The following is a 23441-nucleotide window of genomic DNA, read 5'->3' on the forward strand; positions in this document are numbered from 1 at the left end:
CGGACTGCGGCTACAGCCGGCTCAGCTCCCACAGCCGCCAGATGCCCGTGCCGTCCGACAAGTACTGCACGCCGCCGACCTGGCCGTTGCTCAGCACGTAGTCCTTGGTCTGCCAGAGCGGCACCAGCGGCACGTCCTGCGCGACGATCTTGTGCATCGCCTTGAAGTCCTCGACGGTGTCGCTCCGCTGGGAGGTGCGCTGCGTGCTGGCGATCAGCTTCTCGATCTGCGGGTTGACGTACTCGTTCGCATTGCTGTTGCCCTTGCCGACGAGCGGCTGGCTGTAGTTGTCGGGGTCCGGGAAGTCGGCGACCCAGCCGACGTTGTACGCGTCGAACCTGCCCGCCTTGTAGTCCACCTGGAACTCGTCCCAGACCTTCTTCTCCTTCAGCGTGACGGAGAACAGGCCCGACCCGTCCAGCTGCTTCTTCAGCTCCCTGGCCTCGGCCTGGGTCGCACCGCCCTTGGCGTACCCCAGGGTGAAACTCACCGGGGTCTCCACGCCCGCCGCGTCCAGCGCCGCCTTCGCCTTCTTGACGCTGGGTCTGGAGGTGGCGTCGAAGAAGGGGGTGCCGTGGCCGATGACGCCCTTGGGGATGGCGTCGTAGAGCGGCTCGACGGTGTTGAAGTACACCTCGCCGACCAGCTTCGGGCGGTCCACGAGGTACGAGACGGCCCGGCGGACGTCCCGGTCGGCGAAGGGCGAGGACTTGCGGACGTTCAGCACCATGTTGCGGGTCTCGGTCGCGTCGGCCTCGCTGACCTGGACGTTCGGATCGCCCGGGGTCAGCTTGGAGAGCATCTCGGGCGGCAGCTGCCGGTGCGCGACGTCGAGCTCCTTGCTCTCCCACGCCTTCTGCAGGTCCTCGGACGCCTCGAAGTAGTTCACGTCGACCGGCTTGCCTGCCATCTGCACGGCCCCCCGGTACTGCGGGTTCGGGACGAGCTGGGCGATCTTGCCCTTCGTGTACGAGGACAGGACGTACGGCCCCGAACCGTCGACCCCGGCGTCCTTGCGCTGTGCGGTCGCCGGGTACTTCGCGCTGTCGACGATCGCGCCCGCGCCGGAGGCCACCTTGAACGGGAAGGTGGCGTCGCCCGAGTGCAGGTTGAAGGTGACGGTGTGCCCGTCGACGGAGACCGACTTCAGCGAGGCGAAGAGGGAACGGGGGCCCACGTCCATGCCGTTGCGCAGGATGCGGTCGTAACTGAACTTGACGTCCTCGGCGGTGATCTTCTTCCCGTTGGAGAAGACCAGGTTGTCCTTGAGCACGCACTGGTACGTCATCAGCTTCTGCCCGACGAAGTGGCACTCCTTGGCCGCGTCCGGAGTCGGCGTCGCCGCACCGGTCTTGAGCGTCAGCAGCGACTGGTAGAGGTTGCTGTAGAGCGCCCAGGAGCCCACGTCGTACGCGTAGGCCGGGTCCAGCGAGGACGCCTTGTCCGTCGTGCCGACCTTGATGGCGGCAACGTTGTCTCCGTCCGAAGGGAGGAACTGCCACGCTCCGACCGCGGCCGCGGCCACGACCGCCGCTGTGACGATGACACGCAGGCGGATGGATCCCATCGACCGCATAGTGACTTGCTCTCCTCGCGATACCCCACCCAGAGGGCAGACGGAGGTTCCACACGCCCAGCCCCACGATTCGTTCACCTAATCACACGAATTAGGGCCACGGAAGGGGCAATTCTTTCCGAAGTGACACATGGGACACAGGTGATCCACAACTGATCCACAGACCGGGGCGCAGGTCAGAGCAGCTGTCGCAGGACCTCTCCGAGGGTGGCCACCCCTTCGGCGATCTCGGTGGGGGTGCTCGCGGCGTAGCCGAGGACCAGCCCCGGCCGGTGGGGGCGCTGGGCGTGCCAGGACAGCGGCTGGACCTTGACGCCGCGGGCGAACGCCGCGGCCGCGAGGTCGGTGTCGGCGAAGGGGGCACCGAAGGTGATCGTGAGGTGCAGGCCCGCCGCGGTGCCGTGCACGGTCGCGTGCGGGAGGTGGCTGCGGATCGCGGTGATCATGGCATCGCGACGACGGCGGTGGTGCCTGCGCAGCAGCCTCAACTGCCGTTCCATCTCGCCCGATTCCATGAACTGGGCCAGCGCCAGCTGCGGCAGGACCGCGTTGCCGAGGTCGGCGAACCGCTTGGCGTCCACGAGGGCGTCGCGGTACTTCGGCGGGGCGAGCACCCAGCCGATGCGCAGGGCGGGGGCGAGGAGCTTGGACACGCTCCCGGCGTAGCAGACGCGGTCGGCGAGCACGGAACGCAGCGCCGGTACCGGGGTCCTGTCGTAGCGGTGCTCGGCGTCGTAGTCGTCCTCGACGATCAGGCCGCCGGTGTCACGGGCCCAGTGCAGCAGTTCGGTGCGCCGGGGGCCGCGGAGGACCACGCCGGTGGGGAACTGGTGCGCGGGCGTGAGGAGAACGGCCGCCGCCCCCGACGCACGGAGCTCGTCGACGCGCACTCCTTCGGAGTCGACCGCGACGGGCGGGGTGTCCAGGCGGCAGTGGCGCAGGTGCTGGCGGGCACCGAGCGGACCGGGGTCCTCCACGGCCACCGCGCCGATGCCGTCCTCGTACAGCACCTGTCCGAGCAGGGTGAGTGTCTGGGCGGTGCCCGCGACGATGAGCACCTCGTCGGGGTCCGCCCTGATGCCGCGGTTGCGGGCGATCCAGTGCGCCACGGCCAGCCGCAGCGCCGGGGCCCCGCGCGGGTCCCCGTACCCGAGGTCGGACGCGGCGAGGCTGCCGACGGCCCGGCGTTCGGCGTGCAGCCACGCCGCTCGGGGGAAGGCGGCGAGGTCGGGAACCCCCGGGGAGAGGTCGATACGGGCACGGGCCGCGCGCACCGCGTCGAAGGCGTCCACGCCGGGCTCGGCGGCGAACAGCGCCTGCGGCGGGGACGGATTGCCGCGCCCGGCGGGCCGGGGCACCGCCGTCGCTCTCGTTGCCGCGGCGGGTGCGCCGACGACGACCGTTCCGTTACGTCCCCGCCCGGCGAGGTGCCCGTCCTCGATCAGGCGCTGGTACGCCTCGGTGACCACGCCGCGCGACACTCCGAGTTCGCCCGCCAGGACCCGGGTGGCGGGCAGCCGGCTCCCCACCGGAAGCCGGCCGTCCGCGAGCGCGGCCCTGATCTGCCGGGCCAGCCAGTCGGACTTCCCGCCCAACGGGGCTTCTTCGAGGACGAGATGGAGGAAGTCGGAGCCTGCCGGTGCCGGTACGGACCGGTCGGAAGCGCCGGGTTTGGATCTGTCCATGAGGCCATACTGGGCCCAGAGTGAAGCCATGAACACAGCGACAACACCTTCCGCCGCCGCTGTCCCCGCCGTCGACTACGTGCACGGCTACTCGCCGCGCGAGGGACAGCGGCTGGGCGACCAGGCCGACACCCTCGCGCAGTTGCTCCACGGCGGTACGTCCTACCCGCCCGGCAGCCGGGTGCTGGAGGCCGGCTGCGGGGTCGGGGCCCAGACGGTCCACCTGCTCCGGTCCAGCCCCGGGGCGCACATCGTCGCGGTCGACCAGTCCGAGGAATCGCTCGCCCGAGCCCGCGCCCACGTCACGGACCTGTTCCCCGCCGCCCCGGTGGAGTGGCAGCGCGCTGACCTGCTCCAACTCCCCTTCGCCGACGCGGAGTTCGACCACGTCTTCGTGTGCTTCGTCCTGGAACACCTGGCGGACCCGCTGACGGCACTGGCCGGACTGCGGCGCGTGCTGCGGCCCGGGGGAACCCTCACGGTGATCGAGGGAGACCACGGATCGGCGTTCTTCCACCCCGACAGCGCTTACGCCCGCGCCGCGATCGACTGCCAGGTCCGCCTCCAGGAGGCGGCCGGCGGCAACGCGCTGCTGGGCCGACAGGTGCAGCCGCTGCTGGCCGGTGCCGGATACGAGAACGTCGAGGTCAGGCCCCGTACGGTCTACGCCGACGGGACCCGCCCCGGCCTGGTCGACGGCTTCACCCGCAACACGTTCATCGCGATGGTCGATTCCGTCCGGGACGACGCGCTGGCCGCCGCCCTCACCACGGAGGCCGACTGGGACCGCGGCATCGCGGACCTGCACCGGACGGCCGCACACGGCGGGACGTTCCACTACACCTTCTTCAAGGGCGTCGCGGTCAACCCGTTCTGAACTCCCGCCGCCTGACGGCCAGTTGTACGAGCGTGATACCGAAAGGGGCGCCGAACCGGACCGTTGGGCCCAGGCACCCGCACCGTGGGAGACGTAGCTGGGTGTCGCCGTAGCGCCCCGGGCCCGCGACAGTGAGGCGTTTGAGTGACCGTGCGGTGGTGTCGGCGCGTGTGTCCTGTTGCAGTGTGCTGAGAATCATGTGATTCATCGCATTCGTGGTGATATGAAATAGGACAAGGGAAGCTCTGTGTCTTCTTCTTCATGGCCCCGTCCGGGCGGGATGAGCCGCACCGGACTGGGTGCGCTCTCGCTTGGTGTGACGGTCGCGCTCGCTGCCCCGGGGGTGGCGCAGGCCGCCGCGGCGGTGGCCCCGGAGACGTCGCTGGCGCGTCCGGTGGCGGGGAAGGTGGTGTCGCGCATCGGTCAGTTCGTCCGGGCGACGCCGACGACGAACGCGCCCAGGCTCGGCATGTACCGCTCCGGCGCCCGTGTCTCGCTCAAGTGCAAGGTCCGCGCGCAGAACGTCGCGGGCAACAGCATCTGGTTCAAGCTCTACGACCGCACCGGCTGGATGAGCGCCCGGTACGTCAGCAGCTTCGCCTCCGTGTCCTGGTGCACGCGCGGCGACGGCGCCGACAGCCAGGGCGACTACGACGGCCGCGGCAACAGCCCCGTCCCCCTCCCAAGCCCCGGTCCGAAGGGCGATAAGGGCGACCCCGGCCCGGCCGGTCCGGAGGGGCCGCAGGGGCCTGCGGGTCCGCGGACGAGTCCGACGGACTGGACGGACGCGGAGAAGGCCGAGATGAAGGGCGAGAAGGGCGACCCCGGCACCCCCGGCGGACCCCAGGGAGAAAAGGGCGACACCGGCGACACAGGCCCGGCAGGCCCTAAGGGCGACACCGGCGCGGCAGGCCCTGCGGGCCCGGCGGGCGCGAAGGGCGACACGGGCGACACGGGTCCGGAATGGGACCCCAACAAGGCCACCCCCGACCAACTCGACAAACTCAAGGGCGACAAGGGAGACACCGGAGCGGCAGGCCCAGTCGGCCCGGTCGGCCCTGCGGGTCCCAAGACCAGCCCGACGGACTGGACGGACGCGGAGAAGGCCGAGATGAAGGGCGAGAAGGGCGACCCCGGCACCCCCGGCGGACCCCAGGGAGAGAAGGGCGAGAAGGGCGACACCGGCGCTACGGGCCCGGCAGGCGCGAAGGGCGACACCGGAGCCACCGGACCTGCGGGTCCGACCGGCGCCAAGGGCGACACGGGAGCAGCAGGTCCTGCAGGCCCGACCGGCGCGAAGGGCGACACCGGCACCACCGGACCTGCGGGTCCGACCGGCGCCAAGGGCGACACCGGAGCAGCAGGCCCTGCAGGCCCGACCGGCGCGAAGGGCGACACCGGCACCACCGGACCTGCGGGTCCGACCGGCGCCAAGGGCGACACCGGAGCAGCAGGTCCTGCGGGCCCGGCCGGCGCGAAGGGCGACACCGGCGCGGCTGGCCCTGCGGGCGCGAAAGGCGACACCGGCGTAGCCGGACCCAAGGGTGACACCGGTGCTGCAGGTACCGCAGGCCCAGCGGGTCCCAAGGGTGACACCGGAACGGCAGGTCCTGCAGGCCCGGCCGGTGCGAAGGGCGACACCGGCGCGGCTGGCCCTGCGGGCGCCAAGGGCGACACCGGCGCAGCAGGTCCTGCGGGCGCCAAGGGCGAGACTGGTGCTGTGGGCCCAGCCGGTGCCAGGGGTACCACTGGCGCGACTGGTCCTGCGGGCGCGAAAGGCGACACCGGAGCAGCTGGCCGCGACGGCGCGAACGCTACCGTGACCCGGCGCACCGCCCACTCGTCCGGGAAGACTGAGGACGTAGGTGTCTTTACGTTGACAGCCTCCTGCCAGGAGGGCGAGGTCCTCATGGGCGGCGGTGTCACCAGCGTGTACAACGCCACCGCCGATGGCATCGTGGTCGACTGGGAGGGCCCCGCTGCCGACGGCAGCCAGGCGTGGACCGCCCGCCTCAACCTCAAGAAGTCCTCCTCGGGCAACATCCCGCTTGCGCGGGTCACCGCCATCTGCGCCACCGGCGTTCAGAAGGGATAGCCCCGCTCCCTGCTGCCCCGGCACCTCATCCTCGAAGGGCCGGGACGGCAGGCCTCGCATTCCGACACGTCCTCGCAGGAAAGCTCTACCGCAGCCCCGGCAAGGCAACTGCCTTGCCGGGGCTGCGCCGGTCGAGTCCCCGACTCGCTCGCGACGTCGAAGACAGCAACGGTGCGAATCCCCGAGGCCATCGCGTCCAGCGCGACGCAGCCGGGCAACTCCAACCGCTCCTTGACCGGCCGCTCCAACGTCACGTTGATCAGGCCGACCGGATTGGACCTGCAGCGCGAAGCCCCGCTCGTCGGCCACCCGCAGGAGGCCGGCGAACGGGGCCCGCGCCCGGTCCGGGATTCAGGATGAGTGATGCGCGTGGTCGTCCGCCGCGTCCTCCGCCGCGTAACGCGCCACGTACTCCCGCTTGTTCGCAGCCACCCGCCGTTCTTGCTCCGCCCGGTCCGCCAGGACCACTACCGCCAGGTCCTGCATGGAGCGCGCGAACGTCGCATGCCCGGTGCAGGCCGTGTGACGCATGATCGTGTCGTTGCCCATCCGGTGGTCCCCGGTCGGCGCCAGCTCCCACCGGCAGTCCGGATCCAGACACCGCGCCGTCAGCGTGACCTCACTGCTCGGGTGACCAAGGATCTCCCACCGCACGAACCGCATCGACGCACGCACTAACTCCCCTTCTCTGCTTGGTCGTTGGCGCTCACCGCCGCACCCTCCAGCACGTCCGCCGCCCGTGCGGTGCATTCGGCCCAGACCGCCTTGCCGGGGCCGTTTCGGTCGACCACGCCCCACCGGTCGGCCACCCCGTCGACGAGCACCAGGCCACGCCCCTCACACTCGAACGGAGCCGCCCGTCGCAGCCGGGGCCGAAGCGACGAGGCATCGTGGACCTCCAGGCGCACCCCTTCGCCGCCGTCACCGGCCAGCCGCAGGAACCGGGTCTCCACGTCCCGGCCCGGCACCCGCCCGTACCGCTGCGCGTTCGTCAGCAACTCGGAGAGCACCAGGATTGCCGCGTCCTCCACCGCCGTGGCACCCCAGCTGGCCAGCGCCTTGCGGAGTTCGGCGCGCGCTTCACCGACCGCGCGTGGACCGTAGCCCCAACGCAGCACCACCACACCACTGTTGTCCTCCGTATCCGCATTCACCGGGCCACCGCCATTCCGTGGATCTGCATCACGCGGGGCCCGGCATCGACGCCGTACGACGCGAGCCACAGCTCCCGCCGCCGCTGCCGCTGGAGTCGATGGTTCACGCGCTCCCAGCGCTCGTACTCAATCTGCTCACGGGACCGCACGAGTGCGCCGGAGGCGCTGCGGAGGCGGGGGAAGTAGCCGGACGCGAAGGACGGTGCCAGACGGGAGATCACGACTCTGCGGCGGATCACCGGTCGGCGCGGGGGCCGTTGTACCGGTTGGTGCCGCCCCGTCGTCGGAGCTGTGAGACGCCGGAGCAGCTCGGCAAGTTGGGCGATAGGGTTTCGCACGTTGACGCTCCTCAGAAGCGTTGGCCATGCCCCCGGACGTTCACCGCGTCGCGGGGGTCTCTTTCTTGCATGTCCAGTCAACTTGCGCATGTGCGAAGGAACTTGCACACCGATTGCACAACGGATGTGCGGGCACCCGTCGAGCCTGTGACCATGGAGCCAGGTACCGATCCGCAAGGAAGACAGGACCCATGAGCACGACCACCGAACTTGCCCCGGGCGCGAATCTGGCCGCACTGCGCAAGGCGCACGGGCTGTCTCAAGCGTCGCTGGCCAGGCAGGCGAACATCTCCCTCTCACTCCTCTCCAAGATCGAAGTCGGGAACCGGACCCTCACCCCGGCCGTGGCCGCCGCTCTCGGCGAGCCACTGGGGCTTTCCATGGCTGAAGTACTGGGCGCGGCCGCCGTCCGGCCCGATGACGAACAGCGGCTGTCCGCTCTCCGCTCCGCCATCCGCGACTACGACCTGCCCGGCGGACAGCCCGTCGAGGAGGGCCGCATCGCGGCGACCCTCAAGGCGGTTGCGGGGCATCGGGACGCCGCAGAAGTCGACCGGCTGCTGGTCATACTGCCGAGGCTGCTGCGGGACGCCACGACCCATGCGCACGACAAGAACACGGCGCAGAGCTGGATGGCCCTGGCAGAGGTGTACAGCACCGTCTACTGGCTGGCCGCGCGGCACAGGTGGATGGACTTGGCCGAGCTGGCCGTGACACGTCAGCGGTGGGCCGTCGAGCAGAAGAGCGATCCGCTCGGGCAGGCCGTCGCCGCCCGGGACCGCGCCGGGGCATACCTGAACGGCGGCGACTTCGAGGGCGGCCTCACCATCGTCGACCGCGCCATCGCCGCTGCCGAGGCCAGCCTCGCCGGGCAGCAACTCGCCTTTGCAGTAGGCATGTTGAACCTCCGTGGAATGACCCTCGCGGGCAGGCTCACCGACAAGCAGGAAGGGAAGCGGGAGGCAGAACGGCACATCTCGTCCGCCGTTTCCGCCGCCGAGTGGTTCCGGGAGGACTGGAACCGCCACAGCATGATCTTCGGTCCGCAGAACACGACCACGCACATCCTCGCCACCCGCCTCGACCTGGGACGCCCCCGCGAAGCACTGGCCGTGGCGGAGAATCTGGACGCCGCGTTGGAAGGGCTGCCTCCCACCCGGGTCGCACCCAGCCGCATGAACCTCGCACGGGCACAGCTCGATGTGGGAGACCGCGACGGAGCCCTGGAGAGCTTGAGCGCGGCCTGGGCGGCAGCCCCGCAACTGGCACGCATCCACCCGATGGCACGGGAAGTGCTCCGGGTACTGACCTCGCTGCACCGCAGGAGCAATCCGGAGTTGCTGAGGTTGTCGAAACTGTCCGGGATCGCGCTCTGAGCCGGGCCGAATCGCCCGCTGCCGCAGGGCTACCGCCTGTCCGGTCCCGAGGGGTTCGGCGTGGGGCGGGTGCGGCGGCGCAGGGAGCAGCCCGTGATCGGGATGACCGCGAGGGCCGGCGTCGGGTAGCCGGTTCGCGCGACGAGCAGGCCCGATGCCAGGCTTCCGACGGCTCCGGCGACCGCGATGCCCACGTCCACCAGGCCCTGTGTCGTGGCGCGCCGGTCCGGAGGCAGGGCGTCGGTGACGATGGCCGTGCCGCTGATCAGCCCGAAGTTCCAGCCCAGGCACAGGAGCACGAGGGCGATGCCGACCGCGCCGAGCGCCGCCCCTGCGGTGAAGAGCGCGCTCGGTACACCCGCGAGGTCCGTCGAGCCGAGCATCTCCTCGGCGAGCAGGGCCCCGACGGTGATGCCCGCTGTGAGACCGGCGCCGCTCGGTATCTGGGCGAGCACCAGCACTGCCAGAATTCGCCGTTGCTCCGGAACCTCTTCCGTGACCGGGGATTTCTCCTGCGGGGACGAGGGGGATTTCGGCCGCTCTCCGGCCGAAGCCGCTCTCCGGCCGAAGCGGTCTGCTCACACCGCGGCCACGGGCTTCAGGTCCGCGATGTCCGAGAGGGAAAGGCCCATCCGCTCGTGGAGGAACCGCACGATGGTCCAGTGCGGCAGCGCGCCCTCGTCGAACGGCCCGAATTCCCGGCAGTACAAGGGTATCCAGCGCAGCGCCTCTTCCAGGGCGCGTTCCCGCCCCGGCTCCTCCTGGTAGTCCTCGTAGGCGATGCTGCGGTGCTCGACGAAGAACCCTCCGGGCAGCCGCTCTTCGCACAGGGCGCGGTATTCGCGGGTCTGGAGAATGAGGTAGTGCCAGATTTCGTCGATGTCCTGCTCGACCGGCAGGAAGAGCCCGCTGAGCTGTTCCCGGTGCCGGGAGACGAGGTAGAGGTAGCGCAGGCATTCGGTGACCTGACGCTCCACGAAGTCCCGGGACACGTCCGGCGTCCTGTCCTGGAAGTGCTGTACGACCTCGGCGTGCAACGCGTCCCCCAGAAGGTCCTTGAGGTCGTCGGCGGAGAGCGTGCGTCCATGGGGCATGGCGTTCCGGTTTCTGTGGAGGGGCTGGTGTCAGGCGCTGTCGTCGGCGAGCCAGGCGTACTTCCCGGAGCGCCCGACGGGAATGTGCGTACGGTGCTCGATCCGGCAGCGTCGCCCGGTCAGTTCGCCGGTGCTCTGCCGCAGCGCCACTGCCTCCGCGGCGTCGAGGGGCCCGCCGGTGAACGTCGTGTACAGGAGGGTGGCCTCCGCGTCGCCGTGCAGGCGGAGCTGGTGGAGGAAGACCCGGGCGGAGGCCTCGCCGATGCACCGGTCGAGGTCGCCCTGGGCGACGGGCCCGGACGGCGTGTGCAGCAACTCCTTCACCCGGCCGCAGAACTGGGTGATCGCCCCGGGGTCGGGCGTGCCGTCCAGGGTGCGCACGCAGTCCCCCGACCGGTAGCGGATCAGCGGCATGTAGGGGTTGCGCACGCTGGTGACGATGAGCTCGTGAATGGTGCTTCCCGGGGCCACCGGCTGGAGTTCGACGCTCATCCGGTCGAGGTGCGGCCAGTACGTGCCGTCCCGGTCGCTGAAGTAGAGGTAGCCCAGCTCGGTGCTGCCGAACAGGTCGATGACCGGGCAGGTGAAGTGCTCGCGCAGATGGCGCCGTATGTTCACCGGCGTGTACTCGTAGGCGTGGACGATGCTGGCCGGCGCGGGAAAGGCGTCCCACAGGTCCCAGGCCTCGGCCTTCCGCACCAGGTGCGCCAAGTGGTAGCCGGAGCAGTCGAGGTGGTACTGGCCCCGCGGGTGCCCGCCGCGCACCCGGTCGATCTCGCCGAGCATGCGCAGCACGTCCTCGCGCTCCCACTGGGCCGGGTCCAGCCGGAGGTTCAGATAGCAGGTGCGCTCGTCGAGCCAACGCTCGTCCAGGGTGGGTACGGGCCCGGGCTCCACGCCGCGTCGGGCGGCGTTGACCCGTGCCACGTGCTCCGTAGCGAGCACCGTGGTCAGCGAGACGCGGCTGCAGCCCGACTCCCACGTCCCCGCGATGTCGGGGTGGGTCCGCCACAACTCGTAGTAGGAGCGGAGCAGGAAGTACGGAGGCCGGATGATCTGCATCCTGGCGTGGTTGGTGCCGGTGGACAGAACGTACTCCGCTTCGCCGGACTCCAGCGCGGCCGCCAGCCGCGGGGTCATCCAGTTGCCGGGGAAGCCGCGTGCGATCTCCGGCTTGTCGAGCAGGGGGAAGTGCCCCTGCGCCAGGGATTCCTGATAGATCGGGATGTCGCGAATGCAGTCGATGATCTCGGCGGTCGGCTGGCCCTTCATTAATTCCTTCTCACGATTCGCATAGTTGAAGAAATACGGGATACGGAGGGCGGGTTACGGAAGCGGTGCCGGACGCCCGGGAACGTACCGAGAGAATGAGAAAGCTCTCACGGATCTGCTCCCGGGCGCCCGTTCAAGGCCGGTCAGGAGATACAGCCGACTTTCGGCGCCGCACTGATGCAGCCGCTCTTGGGCGAGGCGCTGACACAGCCGTTCTTCGCTGCCTGCTGGGCCGAGTTGGCGGCGAGCCAATTCGCCCAGACACTGTCGTCGGACATCTTCTTGATGAGCTGCTCCATGGGATCCTCCGGTGATAGTGCGGAAGGTTCACTTGTCACAGGCCGGCGCCGAATGGATTGCTCCGCGGCCCGCTCGGCGAATTTATGAGCAAGACCAAGGAACTGTCAACGAATGGAAAAGGCGGATGGCGACAAGTAGCCCCGGCAGGGCCGCATTCGACGTGAATCGGCGTCGTGTCGGCAGCCGTCCCGGGGCTCGTATTCGGCCCCCCAGCAGGGGCGGGACGTCGGTCCGTGCACCGGCACGGCCCCGATCATGAGAATCCTCTCCTCGTAGCGGCTCCCGCATCCTTCCGAAGGCAGACTGGTCCGATGCTGTGGCGCAGGGCGGGGTCGGTACTGACGGGATGCGGAGCGGGTTCACTGGTGTTGCTGGCCGTATGGCTCTGGCCCGGTCAGGACGCGGCGCCCTCCATGGGGTCCGCGGTGATCGTGCCCGCCCCGCACCGGCCGACGCCCTCCGTCACCGAAGGCACGGCCACGCGCGGGCCGAAGCCTTCGGTCACCCCCTCGTACGGGCCGAGGCCCTCGGTCACCGTGACACTCGGACCCGGCCGGCCCGCCGCGGCGCCTCCCGCCCCTTCGCCCCTCCCGCCCCGCACCTCCTCCGGCGGCCGGGCCGTGCAGGCCCCGCCGCCGCCCGGAGCCGACATCGAGGAGACGTTCCTGGTCCCCGGGGGCGACGCGGACGACGAGTGGGACGAGGAAACGGACGAGGAGTGGGACGACTGATGTTCAGCTCCTCGACCGGCGCGCGCTCCCGGACGACCAGCGCGCGGTCCCGGATCGTGGGCTGGATGTTTCTGCTGCTCGGCGGGGCCCTGGCCGTACCCACCTTCGGGCTCACGCTCGTCTGGCAGACGGAACTGGACCGTCAGGTCGACGTACAACTGCTGTCCGAGGCCGAAAAGCTACGCGCGTTCGCCCGTACCTCGCGGGACCCGTACACCGGTGAGCACTTCACCACGGCCGCCTCGCTGCTGACGGCTTTCATGTCGGTCCACCCTCCCGAGCACGACGCGGCCTTCTTCAGCGTCGTCGACGGACGGGTGGACCGGCGCAGCCCGGGACCGGTCCCGGCCCGTCTGGACCGGGACCCGGCGGTCGTAGCCCTGCTGGCGCGCGCGGCCGACACCCGTGTCCGGTGGCTGGACTCCCCGGCCGGCAAGGTCCGTTACGGCGTCGTACCGGTGCAGGTGGCGGGCGACCGTGCCGACACCCGGCTCGCCCTGCTGGCCTTCCGGGACCGGCAGTTGCGGCAGGAGCGTCACATGGCGCGGATGCTGCTGGTCTCGGGATGCGGCGCCCTGGTGGTCGCCGGGCTGGCGAGCTGGCTGGTCGCGGGCAGGGTGCTGGCGCCGATCCGGCTGGTCCGGCAGACGGCCGAGCGGATCAGTGAGACGGACCTGACCCAGCGGCTGCCGGTACGGGGCAGCGATGACGTGGCACTCCTTGCAGAAACGTTCAACCATATGCTCGACCGACTGACGCAGGCCTTCACCACGCAACGCCGGTTCCTGGACGAGGTGGCGCACGAACTGCGCACCCCCCTCACGGTCGTCCGCGGACACCTGGAGCTGATGGACGGCGACCCCGACGTCCAGCACCGCAAGACCCGCGCCCTGCTCTTCGACGAACTGGACCGGATGAGCCGGATCGTGGAGGACCTGCTGCTCCTGGCCAGGGCCGAGCGCCCCGACTTCCTGACCCTCGGCCCGACCGGCCTCACCGACCTGGTGGTCGACGTGGCCGCCAAGGTGCAGGCGCTGGCACCCAGACGCTGGAAGGTGGCCGAAGTCGCCGACGGCAGCGTGCACCTGGACGAGCAGCGGGTGACCCAGGCCCTGATGCAGCTCGCCGCCAACGCGGTCAGCCACACCGGTGAGGGGGACACCATCGAGATCGGGGTACGGCTGTGGCACGGCAGGGTGCTGCTGTGGGTGGCGGACACCGGGCCCGGCGTCGCCCCCGAGGACCGCGAACGGATCTTCCACTGCTTCTACCAGGCAGGCACCGCGCAACCCGGCCGAACCGACACAGGCACCGACACAGGCACCCGCACCGGCACCCGCACCGGCATCGGGATCGGACTCGCCCTGGTCCGTGAGATAGCCCAGGCCCACTCCGGCGCCGCCCACGTCGAGGACGCCCCCGGGGGTGGTGCGCGGTTCGTCCTCGACCTCCCCGCGCTTCACCCCACGACGGAAGGAACCCATGGTGAGCAGGATTCTGATAGCCGAGGACGAGGAGAGGATCGCCGCCTTCGTCGAAAAGGGGCTGCGCCGTAGCGGCTACGTCACCAGGGTCGTCGCCGACGGCGTCTCCGCCTACGAGTACGCGCGCGGCCGGGACTTCGACCTCCTGATACTCGATCTCGGCCTGCCCGGCTACGACGGGTTGACCGTACTGCGCAAGCTGCGGGAGGCCCGTGTCACCCTGCCCGTCGTCATCCTCACCGCACGGGACAGCGTCAGCGACGTCGTGGCCGGTCTGGAGGGCGGCGCCGACGACTACATGCCCAAGCCCTTCGCCTTCGACGAGTTGCTGGCCCGCGTACGGCTGCGGCTGCGCCGCGAGGAGCCGCCGGAGAACTTCCTGCTGCGCGTGGGTGATCTGCTCCTCGACCTGCGCACCCGCCGGGCCCAGGCGGGCGAGCGCGTCACCGACCTGTCCGCCCGTGAGTTCGCCCTCGCCGAGATCCTCATGCGCAACCCCGACCGGGTCCTCTCCAGGGAGCAACTGCTCAGCCACGTATGGGGGTTCGACTACGACCCGGGGTCGAACATCGTCGACGTCTACATCCGCTACCTGCGGCGCAAGATAGGAGCCGAACGGGTCCAGACCGTACGGGGCGTCGGCTACCGGCTCCGGGCCTGAACCCCGGCGCGGCGGCAGGCGGACACCGCCGCCGCGCCCCGAACACCGCCGGACCACGAACACCCCCGCACCCCGAGCACCGCCGCGCCCCGAACACCGCCGCGCCCCGAACACCCCCGCACCCCATGAGACTTGTCTCACCGCCGTCTCACCGCCAACTCATGGTCCGGACCCACAGTGACCTGACGGGCGGCCGGTGGAACGACGCCCGTGAACGGCGCGCACGGTCGCCGCGGCGCCCGCCCGAGACCGGGGCGGTCACCGCCAACACCGACAGCAGGCAGGACCGGCCCCGACCGCCCTGCGGCACGCCCCCCGTACCTGTTCCCCGTGGTGCCCGGCCACCCCGTGCACCACGAAGGCCGGTCCCGGGCGGGGTGAGAGCCCGCACGAGCTCCGCACGACCTCCCGCACGGCCCGCCGCACGACACTCCCGACTCCCGTATGGAGGACACCCCTGTGCGACAACTCATCGACCACACCCGTTCCTTCCGCTCCCGCTGCGACGGAGTCGGCCGCGACCTCCGGGACCTGGCGGGCGGCCAGCGGCCCTCCGCCATGTTCATCACCTGCTCCGACTCCCGGGTGGTTCCCACCCTGTTGACCGGCGCGGAACCGGGCGAGCTCTTCGAGCTGCGCACGGCGGGGAACATCGTCCCGGCCTACGACCCGGCCGACGCCACGGGCGAGATGGCGACGATCGAGTACGCCGTCAGCGTGCTGGAGGTGTCCGACATCATCCTCTGCGGGCACTCCCACTGCGGCGCCGTCGGAGCCCTGGCCCGGCGGGAGGACCTGCGGGCCCTGCCCGCGGTCCGTGGCTGGCTCGACCGGTCCGTCCCCACCGGCGGCGACTTCCACGACCTCGACGACTTCGGCCCCGACGTCGCCCGGCCCGTGCAGCGCCACGTGGTCGCGCAGTTGGAGAAGCTGCGCGGCTACCCGTGCGTGAGCCGGGCCGCCGGTGAGGGCCGGCTCGGCCTGCACGCCTGGTACTACGAAGTCCACACCGGAGCCGTCCAGACCCACCACGTCTCCACCGGAACCTTCTCCTCCCTGTGACAGCGACATGCCGGTGCGCGTGCGGTCACTGCCCGCAGCCACCGCCTGCTTCCCCCACCCCCAGGAGCTGAAGTCCCCATGTCTCTCCCCCCATCCCCGTCCCCATCCCCATCCCCCTCCTCCCCATCCCCCTCCCGAATCCGGTCCCGGTTACGGCCGGACGTGCTGTCCCGCGACATCCTCGCCTCGGTCGTGGTGTTCCTCGTCGCCGTGCCCCTGTGCGTCGGCATCGCGGTCGCATCCGGTGTCCCCGCCGAGCTGGGGCTGGTCACGGGAATCGTCGGCGGACTGCTGGTCGGCGCGATGCCGGGCAGTTCGTTCCAGGTCAGCGGCCCGGCCGCAGGGCTCACGGTCCTGGTGTACGAGGCCGTGACCACCCACGGCGTCTCGGTGCTCGGCATCCTCGTCCTGACCACGGGCCTGCTCCAGATCGCACTCGGCCTCGTCGGCTTCGGCCGGTGGTTCCGCGCCATCTCGGCCTCCGTCGTACACGGCATGCTCGCCGGGATCGGCCTCGTACTGATCTGCAGCCAGCTCTACGCCATGGCCGGGGCGCGTGCGCCCGGCAGCGGCCTCGACAACCTGGCCGGGCTGCCGCGCCTGTTCACACGGCTCACGGGCGCCCCGGCTCTCTCCTCCTGCGCGATCGGCGTCGCCACCATCGCCGTCCTGATCCTGTGGAAGCGGATTCCCGGACGGCTGCCGGGGCTGCTCCCCGGGCCGCTGGTGGCCGTGGGCCTCGCCACCGCCGCGGTGGCGGTGTTCCACCTGCCCGTCGCCACCATCGAGGTCCGGGGCCTGGCCGACTCGCTCCGACTGCCCGGCGTCGAGGAGATCGGGCTCCTGGCGGATCCCGGTCTGCTGGGCGTCATACTCGCCTTCACCCTCATCGCCTCGGCCGAGTCGCTCTTCAGCGCCGCCGCCGTGGACCGGATGCACAAGGGCCCGCGCACCCACTACAACAAGGAACTCGTCGCCCAGGGCGCGGGGAACACCCTGTGCGGCCTCCTCGGCGCGCTGCCCATGACCGCCGTCATCGTGCGCAGCGCCGCCAATGTGCAGGCCGGTGCGCGCACCAAGGCGTCCAGGGTCCTGCACGGAGTGTGGCTGCTGCTGTTCGCGGCCCTGTTCCCCGCCGTGCTCGGTCTGATCCCGGTGGCAGCCCTCGCCGGGGTGCTCGTCCACGCCGGAGCCAAGCTCGTCCCCGTCACGGCCTTCCGCCCGCTCTGGCGCGAACACCGGGGCGAGGCCGTGGTCCTGGCGGTGACCGCGCTGGCGATCATCGTGACCGACATGTTCCTGGGCGTCCTGCTCGGGATCGGGATGGCCGTGGTCAAGACCGCGTGGGAGACCTCCACCGTCCGCCTGGACGTCCAGGAGGGCGACGGGCACACCACGGTCTCCCTCAGCGGCAGCGCCACCTTCCTGCGACTGCCCCTGATCCTCGACACCCTGGAGGCACTGCCGAAGGACCGGCCGGTGCGACTCGACCTGTCGCGGCTCCGCCACCTGGACCATGCCTGTCGTACCGCCCTGGAGGCCTGGACCGTCCACAACGGGGCCGCGGTCCAGGACCCCGTACGCCCGGCGGAGACCGCCACGAGGCCGGGGTGAACCGGAGGCACCGCGCCGCAGGCCCCGGTCGGGCCTGACGCCCGATCAGGTCTGACGGGAAGCCAGTTGTACGAGCGTGATGTCGGACGGCGCACCGACGCGCACCGGCGGCCCCCAGGCGCCCGCACCCCGGGAGACGTAGAGCTGGGTGTCGCCGTAGCGCTCCAGGCCGGCGACGGTGGGGTTGGCGAGTTCGGCGATGAGGTTGCCGGGCCAGAGCTGGCCGCCGTGGGTGTGGCCTGACAGCTGGAGGTCCACGCCGTGCCGGACCGCCTCGTCTATCTGGACCGGCTGGTGGGCGAGGAGCACGGAGGCGCGGGTACGGTCACGGTCGCCCAACGCCCGCGCGAAGTCGGGGCCTTGGCCGTGCGCCTCGCCGCCGACGTCGTTGACCCCGGCGAGGTCGAAGCCGGGAATCTCGACGCGGGCGTTCTCCAGGGGGTGCAGGCCCAGTTCGCGGATGTGGGCGAGCCAGGGGGCGGCGCCGGCGTAGTACTCGTGGTTGCCGGTGACGAAGAAGTTGCCGTGCTTCGCCCGGAGTTGAGCCAGGGGCTCGGCGGCCCGCCCGAGGTCCTCGACACTGCCGTCGACCAGGTCGCCGACGACCGCGATCAGGTCGGGCTGGGTGGCGTTGATGGTGTCGACGATGCGCTGGGTGTGGGCGCGGCCGAGGATCGGGCCGAGGTGGATGTCGCTGACGACGGCGATCCGGAAGCCGTGGGCGGAGCGGGGAAGCCTGGCCAGGGGGACGGTGACGCGCTTGACGCGGGGGCCACTCAGCACGCCGTACGCGCCGTAGCCGACGGTCCCTGCACCAGCCACGGCCGCGGCGGCGCCGACGGCCCGTGAGACGAAGAGGCGCCGGGAGGGGGCGGGGCGGAGGCGAGCGGGGGCGGTCGCAGGAGGGGCGCTCCGCGTGGGGGCCGCCCCCTTGCCCACCCTTCCCCGAGCTCTCGGCTTCGCTCGAACAGGGGAGACCCCACTCGCCCCCGGGGGGCGGCCCCGCTGCCCAAGGAGGCTAGGGGGCGGCTGGTCGGAGGGCGGCGGTACCGGCCCTCCCGTGTCCTTTGCCCGCAGCCACCGCAGAAGCAGAGGCCGTACTGCCTCTCCCACCAGCAGCGCCAGCGTCACGTACAGGAGCAGGGCCAGCCAGAGGAAGCCCGGCCAGGCGAGGGCCTGTTGGAGCCAGAAGGGGGCGCCTATTCGGCCGGACATCACCGCGCCGACCGACATCAGCGGGAGCACCACGACCGCCGCCGCCCCCGCGCGCCGCACGCGCCGGCCCCGTGCCGACGTCGTGGTCGTGTCGCGGACCAGGCGCTTCCACACGTACCAGTGGACCGTGGCGAGCAGCCCGATCACGCACAGGACGACCAGGACGACCACCACGGTCACAGTCGCCGCCTACGCCTTCTCGCGTCGCAGCGCGCGCACCGAACGGAACCCGATCACGCCGACAGCCGTCCCCAGAAGGAAGGACGTCACGGCGAGCAGCAGGTGCACCCAGAAGTAGGCGGTCGGGTCGCCCGCGTCGTCGAAGGCGAGCCCGCTCCCGTCCTTGATCAGGTTTTTGACGAAAGTGGCCCAGATGACCCAGCTCCACACCCCGAAGGCGAGCAGGAACCAGGACGCGGAGCGGTTGAGCTTCATGGGCCCAGTATCGCCGTCGGCCGACCTGCCCGGTCGGCGGGGTGCGGAGACCGGGGGTGCAGGGGCCCGCCCCCTTGGGCTGGTCCGGCGGCAGTTGCGGCGGGTCACCCCCGGTATGACCGCAACCACAGGCGGGCCCTGTACGTTCACGTCCGTGTCTGCCGTGAAAAGGACCGCCCTCGCGGTCGCCTCCGCCGCCCTGTTGGTGCCTCCGATCCTCGTCGTACCGGCGGCGCATGCCGCCGGTCCCGATCCGAAGTCGGACGACAAGCCGAAGCCGCCGGCTTCGATGTCGTCGGTCGGCGGCGAGAAGCTGGGCAAGGCGGGGACGCAGGTGAATCTGCTGCCCGGCGCGCCCGTGCTGCCCAAGGGGCTGTCCGGGCGGTCGTGGATCGTCGCGGACGCGGAGAGCGGCGAGGTGCTGGCCGCGCACAACGCGCACTGGCGGCTCGCTCCCGCGTCCACCCTCAAGATGCTGTTCGCGGACACGGTGCTGCCGCGGCTGCCCAAGGACCAGGTCTACAAGGTGAAGCCGGCCGATCTGGAGGGCATGGGGGACGGCAGCAGTCTGGTGGGTGTGAAGGAGAACCTCGACTACAAGGTCCACGACCTGTGGCGCGGAGTGTTCCTCAAGTCGGGCAACGACGCCGTGCACGTGCTGACGGCGATGAACGGCGGCCTGCCCAAGACCGTCGCCGACATGAACGCGCACGCCCGCGAGCTCCAGGCCGTCGACACGCATGTGGTCTCCCCCGACGGTTACGACTCTCCGGGGCAGGTGAGCAGTGCCTACGACCTCACGCTGATCGCCCGCTCGGGGATGCAGAAGAAGGACTTCCGGGAGTACGCGGCGACCGCGCGCGCCAAGTTCCCCGGCGAGAAGCTCCCGGACGGAACGCGCGACAGCTTCGAGATCCAGTCCACCAACCGGCTGATGACGGGTGAGGACGGCGTCGAGCGGTACCCGGGCATCGCGGGCGTCAAGAACGGCAACACCTCCCATGCGGGAGCCACCTTCACCGGGGTCGCCCAGCGCAACGAGAAGGTCCTGCTGGTGACCGTCATGAACCCGCAGTCCGACGAGAGCCAGGCGGTCTACCGGGAGACCGCGCGGCTGCTCGACTGGGGCTTTCAGGCGGCAGGTCGGGTGAAGCCGGTCGGTGAGCTGGTCGCGCCGAAGTCCGTGGACACCGGCGCCGCCAAGGGTGCGCCGCCTGCCGCGAAGCAGAAGCCGAAGCAGAGTGCCGCACCGACGCAGCTGGCCGCCGTGGAGAGCGGGTCCAGCGGGGTCGGGATCGCCCTCGCCGTCGCGGGCGGGGCGCTGGTGGTGCTGGCCGGTGCGGTGTTCCTGGTCAACCGGAGGTGGCCGGTGCCGGCGCTTTCCCGTCGCCGTCCGCAGCCGTAGCCGTAGCACCGCCGTCGGCCGCGGGGCCCGTCCCGTCCGCGTGGGGCGCCGCCGTCCAGGCGGCGCAGCACAGCATCAGTTTCGCCGTGAAGTTGATCCAGAGGAGCAGGGCGACGGGGACGCCGAAGGCCCCGTACATGCTCTTTGAGGCGACGCCGCTCATGTAGCCGCCCAGCAGCATCTTGAGGAGCTCGAAGCCGACCGCGCCGATGAGGGCCGCGGTGATGAGGCGGTGCCGCTCGGGGTGGACGCCGGGCAGCAGCGTCAGCACGTACAGCAGGAGCAGGAAGTCCGCGCCGACCGCGACCAGCAGGGCGGCGGTCCGCAGCAGGACGCCGCCCGCGCCGCTCTCGGGGATGTCCAGGGTGCGGGCGGTCCAGCCGACCGCCGTGGAGCCGACGGCGGACGCGAGGAGCGAGCCGAGTCCCGCGCCGCCGAGGCCGAGCAGGACGAGTCCGTCCTTGGCCTTGCGGAGGATCGGGTTGCCCTCGTCGGCGTCGTCCAACTGCCATACGGCGCGCAGGCATTCGCGCATCGATCCGACCCAGCCGATGCCGGTGAAGAGCAGCAGGGCGCCCGCGACGATGCCGACGGTGCCCGCGTTGTTGATGAGGGCGTCGATGTCGAGCTGGTCGGAGATGCCGGGGACCTGCTCGGCGATGCGGCTCTTGATGTCGGCGACCTGCTCCTTGCTGAGCACGGCCGCGCCGATCGCGGCGGCGACGGTGATCAGCGGGAAGAGCGCCAGGAAGCTGATGAAGGTGATCGCCGCGGCGAGTCTGCTCCACTTCGCCCGGTCGAGCGTCTCGTACGTGCGCCAGGCGTGCGTGCCCATCAGGCGCGTCACCAGCGGCCCGATGACGGGGAGGTTCTTCAGCCAGTCCATGTTCCGTGTGTACCTGCCTGCCCTTTTGTGCCGGCCAACCCTTTTGCACTGAATACCAAGGTCCGTGTACCCCAGAAACGCAGGCAGGTGGCGAGCGCCATGCCGATGACCGAGCCGGAAACGGTGTCGGAGTGCGGGGAGGTCAGGCCGAGCCCGTAGTGCGAGAGCACCAGGCAGAGCAACTGGACCAGTGCGCCCGCCACGTTGACGGCGAAGAAGATGCCGTACTGGCGCAGCCGTGACACCTGTGCCGCCCGGTTCTTGTACGTGCCGAGGGCGTTGCCCGCGTACGCGACGGTGCAGCCGGCGAGGAAGGAGACGGCCTTCGCGGAGAGCGGGTCCCAGCCGAGGGGGCCGCGCAGCCAGACGAAGAGGGCCAGGTCGGCGAGGTAGGCGCAGCCGCCGACGGCGGCGAAGGAGCCGATCTCCGACCAGTCGAGGGCGCGGGTCCTCACAGGTCGGCGACCGCGAGACCGTACATCGCCATCCAGATCAGGCCGATGAGCGCCAGGCCGCGGTCGCGCAGGACGACGTCCTCGGGGGCTCCGGCGGTGCCCCGGTCGGCGAAGACCGCGTAGCGCAGGATTCCGGCGATGAAGGCGACCATGGACAGTTCGCGCCAGGGCAGCAGGCCGCCGTCGCCCGGAGCCGAACCGGGGCCGCCGCCGTGTTCCATGGCCCACAGGCAGTAGCCGAGTACGGCGACCCCGGCGGCGAGTTGCCAGACGAACCGCAGGTAGCCGGTGGTGTAGGCGACGAGCAGTGCCCGGGTGCTGCCCTTGAGGGGGCTGTCGGCCAGTTGGACGGCCTCGGAGTAGCGCTTGGCGGAGACCATGAACAGCGCGCCGAAGCCGGTGGTGATCAGGAACCAGCGGGAGAGCGTGATGTCGAGGGCCACTCCGCCGATCATCGCGCGCATCAGGAAGCCCGCGGTGACGACGAGCAGATCCAGGACGAGTACGTGCTTGAGGCGCAGGCAGTAGGCCATCTGCATGACCACGTAGCCGGTGAGGAGGGCCGCGGTCATCGGGTTGCAGAGGAGGGCGGCGGCGGTCGGCGCGAGGACGCCGAGCACCGCGCCGGTGGCGTACGCGACGGGGACGGGGACCTGTCCGGCGGCGATCGGGCGGCGGCACTTGGTGGGGTGGGCGCGGTCGGCCTCGGCGTCGAGGGCGTCGTTGATCAGGTAGACGGCGGCCGCGGCGGCCGTGAACAGGGCGAAGACGACGGCCAGTTGGAGCACCGAGCGGGTGCTGAAGAGCTGTCCGGCGGCGGCCGGGGCGGCCACCACGAGGCTGTTCTTGATCCACTGGCGGGGGCGTGCGGTGCGCAGCAGCCCCAGCGGGAGGCCGAGCGTGCGCAGGACGCGGCGCTGCGGGGGCAGGGTGGTGGCGGCCGCGGCACGCCGGTCCTGCTGCTTCTCCAGGAGGGGGATGACGGTGCGATCAGCCACGGGAGACCTCCCGCAGGCACTGCGCGCCGCCCCTGGAAGCGTCCCGTCCGTTCAGCCACTTGGCGCCGAGCCCCGCGGTGAGTCCGCCGAGCAGCGCACCGGCGGCGACGTCGCTCGGGTAGTGGACGCCCGCGACGAGGCGGGACACGCACATCGCGGCGGCCAGTGGCGGGACGACCTGCCTGCCGAAGGTGCCGAGCGCGCCGAGGGCGACCGCGGCCGCGGCCGCCGACGCGGCGTGCGAGCTGGGGAAGGAGTGCCGTCCCAGGGTCTTCACCAGGGGCTGCCGTACGGGCAGTTGGGGGCGCGGGCGGCGGACCACGCGCTTGATTCCCATGCTCGCCGCCTGGGCCGCGCCGATCAGTGCCGTACCCCGCAGCCAGGCGCCGCGCCGGTCGTGGTCGACGGCCGCGCCGGCGAGTCCGGCGGCGAGCCAGAGGGCGCCGTGCTCGCCGCTGAAGGAGAGGGCGCGGGTGGCGGCGGCCACCCGTGGATCCGTTCCGCAGTCGCGCATGGCGGACAGCAGACGGTGGTCCACTTCTCGCATCTGTCATCCCTTGGCTTCGGCGTGCGTGGCCCGGCAGGGCGCACCTCGGGGAAGACTCTTATCGGGAAAAAGCCAATATTCATGACATTTCGCTATGACACTCAATCAACCACCCGTTCCGCCGAAACGTTGTTTAGTTGGACATAAGCGGGCACTTTCAGCGGTACCGTCGCGCCCATGC

General features: G+C 71.0%; 25 protein-coding genes. 10 read left to right on the forward strand and 15 right to left on the reverse strand.

Translation table 11 applies throughout. The features are described 5' to 3' along the window. Positions 1 to 10: 10 nt before the first annotated feature. Complete coding sequence (locus ACH4SP_RS23085; RefSeq protein WP_398417424.1) at positions 11 to 1567, reverse strand: ABC transporter substrate-binding protein; 1557 nt, start codon at positions 1565 to 1567, stop codon at positions 11 to 13. A gap of 185 nt (positions 1568 to 1752) precedes the next feature. Then, on the reverse strand, positions 1753 to 3261 hold the full coding sequence (locus tag ACH4SP_RS23090) for a PLP-dependent aminotransferase family protein (RefSeq protein WP_398417425.1): 1509 nt from the start codon (positions 3259 to 3261) through the stop codon (positions 1753 to 1755). Positions 3262 to 3289: 28 nt separating this feature from the next. Between ACH4SP_RS23090 and ACH4SP_RS23095 the strand changes: the two genes are divergently transcribed. The 3 genes from ACH4SP_RS23095 to ACH4SP_RS23105 all read left to right on the forward strand — a co-directional run bounded on the left by ACH4SP_RS23095 (position 3290) and on the right by ACH4SP_RS23105 (position 6593). After that, positions 3290 to 4138 carry a class I SAM-dependent methyltransferase gene (locus tag ACH4SP_RS23095; protein WP_398417426.1) on the forward strand — a complete coding sequence of 283 codons (849 nt, stop codon included), beginning with the start codon at positions 3290 to 3292 and terminating at the stop codon, positions 4136 to 4138. A 280-nt stretch (positions 4139 to 4418) separates the two neighbouring features. Further along, on the forward strand, positions 4419 to 6233 hold the full coding sequence (locus ACH4SP_RS23100; RefSeq protein ID WP_398417427.1) for a hypothetical protein: 1815 nt from the start codon (positions 4419 to 4421) through the stop codon (positions 6231 to 6233). 171 nt (positions 6234 to 6404) lie between these two features. Beyond that, on the forward strand, positions 6405 to 6593 hold the full coding sequence (locus ACH4SP_RS23105) for a hypothetical protein (RefSeq protein WP_398417428.1): 189 nt from the start codon (positions 6405 to 6407) through the stop codon (positions 6591 to 6593). Here ACH4SP_RS23105 and ACH4SP_RS23110 read toward each other — a convergent pair. The 3 genes from ACH4SP_RS23110 to ACH4SP_RS23120 are packed head-to-tail and all read right to left on the reverse strand — an operon-like array spanning position 6585 to position 7608. Further along, a complete protein-coding gene (locus ACH4SP_RS23110; protein ID WP_398417429.1) occupies positions 6585 to 6908 on the reverse strand; it encodes a hypothetical protein in 324 nt (107 codons plus the stop codon). The two genes, ACH4SP_RS23105 and ACH4SP_RS23110, sit on opposite strands and share 9 nt — an antisense overlap. Beyond that, the gene (locus tag ACH4SP_RS23115; protein WP_398417430.1) at positions 6908 to 7387 is read right to left on the reverse strand and encodes an ATP-binding protein; all 480 of its coding nucleotides are present in this window, start codon (positions 7385 to 7387) and stop codon (positions 6908 to 6910) included. The genes ACH4SP_RS23110 and ACH4SP_RS23115 overlap by 1 nt, the downstream gene beginning before the upstream one ends. Beyond that, a complete protein-coding gene (locus tag ACH4SP_RS23120; protein WP_398417431.1) occupies positions 7384 to 7608 on the reverse strand; it encodes a hypothetical protein in 225 nt (74 codons plus the stop codon). The genes ACH4SP_RS23115 and ACH4SP_RS23120 overlap by 4 nt, the downstream gene beginning before the upstream one ends. A 308-nt stretch (positions 7609 to 7916) precedes the next feature. On the opposite strand from ACH4SP_RS23120, the gene ACH4SP_RS23125 reads away from it, so the two are divergent. Continuing rightward, positions 7917 to 9101, forward strand: coding sequence for a helix-turn-helix domain-containing protein (locus ACH4SP_RS23125; RefSeq protein ID WP_398417432.1), 1185 nt, complete (start codon positions 7917 to 7919; stop codon positions 9099 to 9101). A 29-nt stretch (positions 9102 to 9130) separates the two neighbouring features. On the opposite strand, the gene ACH4SP_RS23130 is transcribed toward ACH4SP_RS23125, so the two are convergent. The 4 genes from ACH4SP_RS23130 to ACH4SP_RS23145 all read right to left on the reverse strand — a co-directional run bounded on the left by ACH4SP_RS23130 (position 9131) and on the right by ACH4SP_RS23145 (position 11766). Further along, the gene (locus ACH4SP_RS23130) at positions 9131 to 9556 is read right to left on the reverse strand and encodes a hypothetical protein (RefSeq protein WP_398417433.1); all 426 of its coding nucleotides are present in this window, start codon (positions 9554 to 9556) and stop codon (positions 9131 to 9133) included. Between the two features lie 123 nt (positions 9557 to 9679). Further along, a complete protein-coding gene (locus ACH4SP_RS23135) occupies positions 9680 to 10195 on the reverse strand; it encodes a hypothetical protein (protein WP_398417434.1) in 516 nt (171 codons plus the stop codon). 30 nt (positions 10196 to 10225) lie between these two features. Then, positions 10226 to 11467, reverse strand: a complete 1242-nt coding sequence (locus ACH4SP_RS23140; protein ID WP_398417435.1) for a hypothetical protein — start codon at positions 11465 to 11467, stop codon at positions 10226 to 10228. Positions 11468 to 11610: 143 nt separating this feature from the next. Then, positions 11611 to 11766: a hypothetical protein gene (locus tag ACH4SP_RS23145; RefSeq protein WP_398417436.1), complete on the reverse strand. Its 156-nt coding sequence runs from the start codon at positions 11764 to 11766 to the stop codon at positions 11611 to 11613. Positions 11767 to 12078: 312 nt separating this feature from the next. Here ACH4SP_RS23145 and ACH4SP_RS23150 point away from each other — a divergent pair, with 312 nt between their 5' ends. The 5 genes from ACH4SP_RS23150 (at position 12079) to ACH4SP_RS23170 (ending at position 17319) form a co-directional block, all read left to right on the forward strand. Beyond that, on the forward strand, positions 12079 to 12498 hold the full coding sequence (locus tag ACH4SP_RS23150) for a hypothetical protein (protein WP_398417437.1): 420 nt from the start codon (positions 12079 to 12081) through the stop codon (positions 12496 to 12498). Continuing rightward, positions 12498 to 14054 (forward strand): sensor histidine kinase, encoded by a 1557-nt coding sequence (locus ACH4SP_RS23155; protein WP_398417438.1) that lies wholly within the window; start codon positions 12498 to 12500, stop codon positions 14052 to 14054. The genes ACH4SP_RS23150 and ACH4SP_RS23155 overlap by 1 nt, the downstream gene beginning before the upstream one ends. After that, the gene (locus ACH4SP_RS23160; protein WP_398417764.1) at positions 13984 to 14643 is read left to right on the forward strand and encodes a response regulator transcription factor; all 660 of its coding nucleotides are present in this window, start codon (positions 13984 to 13986) and stop codon (positions 14641 to 14643) included. Before ACH4SP_RS23155 ends, ACH4SP_RS23160 begins: the two co-directional genes overlap by 71 nt. 459 nt (positions 14644 to 15102) lie before the next feature. Then, the gene (locus ACH4SP_RS23165) at positions 15103 to 15705 is read left to right on the forward strand and encodes a carbonic anhydrase (protein ID WP_398417439.1); all 603 of its coding nucleotides are present in this window, start codon (positions 15103 to 15105) and stop codon (positions 15703 to 15705) included. Between the two features lie 78 nt (positions 15706 to 15783). Next, positions 15784 to 17319 carry a SulP family inorganic anion transporter gene (locus tag ACH4SP_RS23170; protein ID WP_398417440.1) on the forward strand — a complete coding sequence of 512 codons (1536 nt, stop codon included), beginning with the start codon at positions 15784 to 15786 and terminating at the stop codon, positions 17317 to 17319. 45 nt (positions 17320 to 17364) lie between these two features. Here the strand turns inward: ACH4SP_RS23170 and ACH4SP_RS23175 are convergent, their stop codons facing one another. After that, entirely contained in the window at positions 17365 to 18708 is a 1344-nt protein-coding gene (locus tag ACH4SP_RS23175; RefSeq protein WP_398417765.1) for a metallophosphoesterase, read from the reverse strand. A gap of 15 nt (positions 18709 to 18723) precedes the next feature. Then, positions 18724 to 18969, reverse strand: a complete 246-nt coding sequence (locus tag ACH4SP_RS23180) for an SCO4848 family membrane protein (RefSeq protein WP_398417441.1) — start codon at positions 18967 to 18969, stop codon at positions 18724 to 18726. Between the two features lie 154 nt (positions 18970 to 19123). On the opposite strand from ACH4SP_RS23180, the gene ACH4SP_RS23185 reads away from it, so the two are divergent. Then, a complete protein-coding gene (locus ACH4SP_RS23185) occupies positions 19124 to 20374 on the forward strand; it encodes a D-alanyl-D-alanine carboxypeptidase family protein (protein ID WP_398417442.1) in 1251 nt (416 codons plus the stop codon). Here ACH4SP_RS23185 and ACH4SP_RS23190 read toward each other — a convergent pair. From ACH4SP_RS23190 to ACH4SP_RS23205, 4 genes are read right to left on the reverse strand one after another with little or no spacing between them, the layout of a single operon-like run. Then, a complete protein-coding gene (locus tag ACH4SP_RS23190) occupies positions 20322 to 21260 on the reverse strand; it encodes a YihY/virulence factor BrkB family protein (protein ID WP_398417443.1) in 939 nt (312 codons plus the stop codon). The genes ACH4SP_RS23185 and ACH4SP_RS23190 overlap by 53 nt on opposite strands. After that, positions 21248 to 21715, reverse strand: coding sequence for a GtrA family protein (locus ACH4SP_RS23195; protein WP_398417444.1), 468 nt, complete (start codon positions 21713 to 21715; stop codon positions 21248 to 21250). The genes ACH4SP_RS23190 and ACH4SP_RS23195 overlap by 13 nt, the downstream gene beginning before the upstream one ends. Further along, positions 21712 to 22713 carry a decaprenyl-phosphate phosphoribosyltransferase gene (locus ACH4SP_RS23200; protein WP_398417445.1) on the reverse strand — a complete coding sequence of 334 codons (1002 nt, stop codon included), beginning with the start codon at positions 22711 to 22713 and terminating at the stop codon, positions 21712 to 21714. Before ACH4SP_RS23200 ends, ACH4SP_RS23195 begins: the two co-directional genes overlap by 4 nt. Continuing rightward, entirely contained in the window at positions 22706 to 23260 is a 555-nt protein-coding gene (locus ACH4SP_RS23205; RefSeq protein WP_398417446.1) for a phosphatase PAP2 family protein, read from the reverse strand. Before ACH4SP_RS23205 ends, ACH4SP_RS23200 begins: the two co-directional genes overlap by 8 nt. Positions 23261 to 23441: the final 181 nt, after the last annotated feature.

The sequence above is a fragment of the Streptomyces sp. NPDC021093 genome (genome assembly GCF_044333135.1).
GTDB lineage: Bacteria > Actinomycetota > Actinomycetes > Streptomycetales > Streptomycetaceae > Streptomyces.

Excerpts from the sequence above, each read along its gene's own strand:
- ACH4SP_RS23090 (WP_398417425.1), bottom strand. The coding sequence starts at position 3,261 with ATGGACAGATCCAAACCCGGCGCTTCCGACCGGTCCGTACCGGCACCG.
- ACH4SP_RS23170 (WP_398417440.1), top strand. The coding sequence starts at position 15,784 with ATGTCTCTCCCCCCATCCCCGTCCCCATCCCCATCCCCCTCCTCCCCA.
- ACH4SP_RS23150 (WP_398417437.1), top strand. The coding sequence starts at position 12,079 with ATGCTGTGGCGCAGGGCGGGGTCGGTACTGACGGGATGCGGAGCGGGT.
- ACH4SP_RS23100 (WP_398417427.1), top strand. The coding sequence starts at position 4,419 with ATGAGCCGCACCGGACTGGGTGCGCTCTCGCTTGGTGTGACGGTCGCG.
- ACH4SP_RS23145 (WP_398417436.1), bottom strand. The coding sequence starts at position 11,766 with ATGGAGCAGCTCATCAAGAAGATGTCCGACGACAGTGTCTGGGCGAAT.
- ACH4SP_RS23125 (WP_398417432.1), top strand. The coding sequence starts at position 7,917 with ATGAGCACGACCACCGAACTTGCCCCGGGCGCGAATCTGGCCGCACTG.
- ACH4SP_RS23135 (WP_398417434.1), bottom strand. The coding sequence starts at position 10,195 with ATGCCCCATGGACGCACGCTCTCCGCCGACGACCTCAAGGACCTTCTG.
- ACH4SP_RS23205 (WP_398417446.1), bottom strand. The coding sequence starts at position 23,260 with ATGCGAGAAGTGGACCACCGTCTGCTGTCCGCCATGCGCGACTGCGGA.
- ACH4SP_RS23180 (WP_398417441.1), bottom strand. The coding sequence starts at position 18,969 with ATGAAGCTCAACCGCTCCGCGTCCTGGTTCCTGCTCGCCTTCGGGGTG.
- ACH4SP_RS23155 (WP_398417438.1), top strand. The coding sequence starts at position 12,498 with ATGTTCAGCTCCTCGACCGGCGCGCGCTCCCGGACGACCAGCGCGCGG.
- ACH4SP_RS23140 (WP_398417435.1), bottom strand. The coding sequence starts at position 11,467 with ATGAAGGGCCAGCCGACCGCCGAGATCATCGACTGCATTCGCGACATC.
- ACH4SP_RS23085 (WP_398417424.1), bottom strand. The coding sequence starts at position 1,567 with ATGGGATCCATCCGCCTGCGTGTCATCGTCACAGCGGCGGTCGTGGCC.
- ACH4SP_RS23095 (WP_398417426.1), top strand. The coding sequence starts at position 3,290 with ATGAACACAGCGACAACACCTTCCGCCGCCGCTGTCCCCGCCGTCGAC.
- ACH4SP_RS23190 (WP_398417443.1), bottom strand. The coding sequence starts at position 21,260 with ATGGACTGGCTGAAGAACCTCCCCGTCATCGGGCCGCTGGTGACGCGC.